This window comes from Pedobacter sp. (assembly GCF_040513095.1).
Lineage (GTDB): Bacteria > Bacteroidota > Bacteroidia > Sphingobacteriales > Sphingobacteriaceae > Pedobacter.
On sequence record NZ_JBEVDX010000130.1, the window covers coordinates 1 to 4,932 of the forward strand.

The 4,932-nt window shown below is 40.7% G+C and carries 6 protein-coding genes and 1 pseudogene; 4 read left to right on the plus strand and 3 right to left on the minus strand.

Translation table 11 applies throughout. From position 1 onward, the window contains the following. Window positions 1-20 precede the first annotated feature (20 nt). The 3 genes from ABWY16_RS14915 to ABWY16_RS14925 all read right to left on the minus strand — a co-directional run bounded on the left by ABWY16_RS14915 (window position 21) and on the right by ABWY16_RS14925 (window position 1,699). Window positions 21-896, minus strand: coding sequence for an ABC transporter ATP-binding protein (locus ABWY16_RS14915; protein WP_353905444.1), 876 nt, complete (start codon window positions 894-896; stop codon window positions 21-23). A 79-nt stretch (window positions 897-975) separates the two neighbouring features. Continuing rightward, window positions 976-1,185, minus strand: a complete 210-nt coding sequence (locus tag ABWY16_RS14920) for a helix-turn-helix domain-containing protein (protein WP_353905445.1) — start codon at window positions 1,183-1,185, stop codon at window positions 976-978. Between the two features lies 1 nt (window position 1,186). After that, window positions 1,187-1,699: a hypothetical protein gene (locus ABWY16_RS14925; protein WP_353905446.1), complete on the minus strand. Its 513-nt coding sequence runs from the start codon at window positions 1,697-1,699 to the stop codon at window positions 1,187-1,189. A gap of 266 nt (window positions 1,700-1,965) precedes the next feature. On the opposite strand from ABWY16_RS14925, the gene ABWY16_RS14930 reads away from it, so the two are divergent. The 4 genes and pseudogenes from ABWY16_RS14930 to ABWY16_RS14945 form a co-directional block, all read left to right on the plus strand. After that, a complete protein-coding gene (locus ABWY16_RS14930) occupies window positions 1,966-2,877 on the plus strand; it encodes a helix-turn-helix domain-containing protein (protein ID WP_353905447.1) in 912 nt (303 codons plus the stop codon). A gap of 114 nt (window positions 2,878-2,991) precedes the next feature. Beyond that, window positions 2,992-3,723, plus strand: coding sequence for an SDR family oxidoreductase (locus ABWY16_RS14935; RefSeq protein ID WP_353905448.1), 732 nt, complete (start codon window positions 2,992-2,994; stop codon window positions 3,721-3,723). Window positions 3,724-3,853: 130 nt separating this feature from the next. Continuing rightward, on the plus strand, window positions 3,854-4,597 hold the full coding sequence (locus ABWY16_RS14940; RefSeq protein WP_353905449.1) for an SDR family oxidoreductase: 744 nt from the start codon (window positions 3,854-3,856) through the stop codon (window positions 4,595-4,597). Between the two features lie 88 nt (window positions 4,598-4,685). After that, window positions 4,686-4,932, plus strand: a pseudogene (locus ABWY16_RS14945) (AraC family transcriptional regulator); the annotation flags it as partial.

Genomic DNA, 4,932 nt, shown 5'->3' on the forward strand with positions numbered 1-4,932 from the left:
TTCAATAAAGCGATCATAAGTTAGTTGTTTGAGGTAAGCAAGTGGAAGTATACATCCTCCAAAGCGGGTTTAAGCGGTTCAAAGCCATTTTCCGGGTCTTTATCTGCATAAACATGGATATTGAGCCTGCCTATATGAAGCTGTGCAGAGATTACGCAGAATTGCTGTTCATAAACGGTTTTATCTGTCTTGGCTATGGTTTTTTGCCATAATTTACCCGCCAGAGCAGCAATAAAATCAGCTGGCTTTCCGCTGGCAATAATCGTCCCTTTGTTCATTACAGCCATTTGGGAGCACAGACTTCTGACATCTTCAACCAGGTGAGTGGACAAGATGACGATTTTTTCTTCACCGATCTCACTAAGCAAATTGTTGAAGCGATTACGTTCTTCAGGATCCAAACCGGCGGTAGGTTCATCTACAATGATGAGCTGCGGATCACCAAGCAACGCCTGGGCTACGCCAAATCGCTGCCGCATGCCTCCTGAAAAGGTATGAACGTCCTTATGACGCTGCGCATAAAGGTTTGTCTGCGCTAAGAGGGCCAGCACCTGTTCCTTCCTGGAGGGCGCGTGGGATAGGCCCTTTAATACGGCAATGTGATTGAGCAGATCGTAAGCAGAAACTTTGGGATACACCCCAAAATCCTGTGGTAAAAAACCTAATTGCTTTTTCACTGCAAGCGGGTCAGCCACAATGTCAAGACCATTGAACTTTATTTCGCCATTGTCTGGCAGTTGTAGACCGGCTAATGTTTTCATCAAAGATGATTTACCTGCACCATTGGGACCGAGCAGGCCGAACATACCGTTCCCTATTTCAAGAGATAAGCTGTCTAACGCTTTTACGCCGTTCAGGTAGGTTTTACTAAGGTTTTTGATGGATAGTGTATTCATATCAAGGAAAAATTTAGACAAAAGAGTGGCCCTCCCTTCTTTCTGAAGGGTTTAATTAATTCATAATTGTTACCTATAATTACTTGTCAGCTACATACTCCAGTATATCACCGGGCTGGCAATCCAGTGCTTTGCAAATTGTCTGGAGCGTATCAAACCTGATCCCTTTTGCCTTCCCTGTCTTTAGGATGGAAAAGTTGGCAGGCGTCATATCGAGGATCTCCGCCAGTTCTTTGCTCTGCATCTTACGTTTGGCCAGCATCACATCTACGTTTACTATAATGGCCATATCAGAGGATCAGATCGTTTTCGGTTTGCAGCAGGTACCCTTCTTTAAAAATAGCGGCCATAAAATAAGTTAACACGCCCAGCAGTATATGCAGCGTAATAAGAATTCCGGCCGGCGACTCCATGTTGTAAAAAAGGGAGATCAGGACAGCAGATGCTAAAGGCAGCACCAGATTGCCAAGGTAAAAAAGCTTGAGCTGCCTGATACCATACGCGGTAAATAGTTTTGGTTTACTAAACACGGCGAACACATTACCTACTAAAAAGAAGAATAAAGCGTAGAGGCCAAGCAGCAAAAGGAACATCAGGATGTAGCCATCGTTATACTCACCCAAAAGGTAAGGTGTCTGGGTGAAAGGATAACAGATTTCAAAGCGGCGGTTATCACTAATCAGATTTAATGACCAGCCGGTTGAAAATGAAGTTACCGAGAGCAGAAATGATGCGAAATAACCAGCGGCTAAAATTCTGGTGATTATTTCCAGTAATTTTGAAATAGTTCTTACATTTTTCATATGAACGAATTGATACTGTAAAACTACAATTTATTATTGTTTTACAGCAATTAATCAAATATTTTTTTCTTACTGAGACTTGGAAAACAATCAAAACTTATTTAGTCAGCATCTTACCGTAGCTATCTTTGAAAAAATTCAGAAATGATTTGATGTATTATAAATACAGTGCCTATAATTCCAATACATTTCACTCTAATAATGGGAATATTCCCAAATAGTTCTATTGCAGTAGAAAGAGATCAACTTTTATTTTATTTTTGATTATGAAAATATCTGGTTCTACATCCTCCAGTGATTACGCAAATATTACTGCCTTATCAGCTAGAATTCGGAATTATGCAGATTCCTTTCATATACTGGACATCTGCACAACTGCTAATCCTATTTTTTCATTTGAATATAGCAGGAAGAAGTTTTACACAGTTACATTATTACAAGGTGACTATCAGTTGGAATTTGAGGATAGAAACATTGATATTTCGGGCAACACCTTACTGTGTACTACCACCAAAATTCCTTTTGGGGTTCAGGAGGCAGGTATAGGGTACTCCGGGATGAGTTGCGTCTTCAAAGAGGAATTTATTACCAAAGCTAACAGTGGCTATCGTCTGCTGGAATTTCCGATCTATAAACCAGGCAGACAGAACATCTATTCCCTTACTGGAGAGCAGACTAAATTCTTTATTGAGGTCTACAATAAAATGTTTGATGAATCACAGTCGGATAGCCCTTATAAAGATAATCTGTTACGCACTTATCTACTTGAGATCATTTTTAATGTACAAAAGCTTGCTCCGATCAGCTCCTTCGTAAAAACGAATAATACCACCGAGGTTATAGCCTGTTCTTTCATAAGATTGTTAGAATCACAGTTTCCCATAGAATCCCCTAACGATACGATCAAATTAAAAACTGCGAAAGATTTTGCAGATAGCCTTTCACTACATCCCAATTATCTGAACCGTCAGGTAAAAATGTCTAAAGGAAGAACTGTAACTGAGATTATAGCATCAAGACTTATTCAAGAGGCTAAAATCCTATTAAAATTAACCAACTGGAACATTGCGGAGATTTCTTCTGCGCTCGCTTTCGAAGAAGCGTCACATTTCAATCAATTCTTTAAAAAGCATGCCAGCAGTTCTCCTTCAGATTACAGAAAACTACATAAGAAATAGTTACTCTGGAAGTAGTGAAAGAAAGTTTGATATTAGTAAGGATTGGTGTTATTTGCGCTAACATTGGCCATGCCATCTACGCTACTTTTGCATTGGAATTAAACAATCTGGAAAATGAAAAAGATAGCATTAGTGACCGGAGCCAATAAAGGCATTGGATTTGAAACAGCGAAACAACTAGCAGCGCACAATATTAAAGTTTTATTGGGGGCAAGAAATGAAACCGAAGGTGAAAAAGCGGCAGCGGCCTTAAGGAATTTATCATTAGACGTTACTTTTGTAAAACTTGACATCAGTAAATCGATTGACATTGATAATGTTAGAAAATATATCGAAAGTGAATATGGTGTGCTGGACATTCTGATCAACAATGCCGCCGTATTTTTGGACGGCGCTTGGTTCGGGAATAACACCGAAACCGTTCCCATTCGAACCTTACGGGATACTTTTGACATTAATTATTTCGGTACCGTAGAGTTGACCCAGGAATTATTGCCCGCGATCAAAAAAAGCGGAGCGGGGCGTATTGTAAACATCAGCAGCATGTCCGGTTCCTTTGGTGCCCACTTGGATAAAGAGCATTGGCTATACGCTTTAAAACCTTACGCTTATAGTGCGTCAAAAACAGCCCTGAACCAATTCACTGTTTTTCTGGCTAATGCCCTTGATGCTTCCAGGATTAAAGTAAATGCAGTTAGTCCAGGTTGGGTAAAAACATCCATCGGGTCAGACCAGGCACCCTTAACTCCTGAAGAAGGTGCTAAGTCAGCTATTGCTATGGCATTACTTGATGAGAATGGCCCAACAGGCACTTTTTCCCAATCAGGTGAATCTGCGCCTTGGTAAATACCACCCTCAAGGTAAAATACCCGAATCATATTCACGATTTAACTACATTATTCCCGGATCGGGCTACAATTCCTGAGTGCAGGCCAGCCATCTTTGTGCTATCATATTAAACATAAAATCTAAAGATATGGAAAGCATTAAAGGAAAAGTAATAGCCATTACAGGGGCGAGCAGTGGTATTGGTGAGGCGATAGCACGTCATTTGTCTGCAGAGGGTGCTAAGGTCGTTTTAGGGGCCAGGCGGATTGATAACCTTAAAACCATAGTGGAGTCTATTGTTTCAGATGGCGGAGAAGCCATTTATAAGAAACTTGATGTAACTGACACAGATGATGTGATTGCTTTTGTCAATTATGCCGTAGAGCAGTATGGCACGTTGGATGTATTGGTAAACAACGCAGGATTGATGCCTCTTTCAATGATTAACAGTTACAAAATTGAAGAGTGGCATAGAATGATTGATGTGAACATCAAAGGCGTTTTGCACGGTATTGCTGCAGCACTTCCGATTTTTGAAGGCAAAGATAGCGGACAGTTTGTAAACATCACTTCGGTAGGCGACCGTTGGGTAGGACCTACTTCTACGGTTTACAGTGCTACAAAATTTGCAGTACGTGCCATTTCCGATGGTCTGCGTCAGGAAGTAAGTGCAAATATCAGGGTAACACTGGTAGCACCCGGAGCCACGGAATCAGAACTAGCTGAAAGTATTTCAGATCCGGACCTGAAAAAATTAGCTGTTGAAAAATTCAGGAAGGACTTATTGCCTGCCGCAGCAATTGCCAGGGCAGTGGCATTTGCGGTTTCTCAGCCATCTGATGTAGATGTAAATGAAATTGTTGTGAGGCCTACGGCACAGAAAGCTTTATAATTACAGAAGACGGCCAATTTTGGGACGGAATTTCAATCACACTGGTATGATTTTGTACAAAGTAAAATAATCAGGTAAATTAGCATATATGGCAAAGACGTTCCGCTTTAATTCAATATCCGAATTTCACGGTTTCTGTGATCTGCCCAAGCCTGAACACCCGATGATCAGCCTGATTGATTACAGCAAAGTACGGTATCCCGTGAAGGAAAGTGAACTCAAATGGATTCAAAACTTTTACTCTGTTGGTTTAAAGCGAAATGTCAATGCTAAATTCAATTATGGTCAGCAGGAATATGATTTTAATTCGGGGGTATTAACTTTTGTATCCCCTC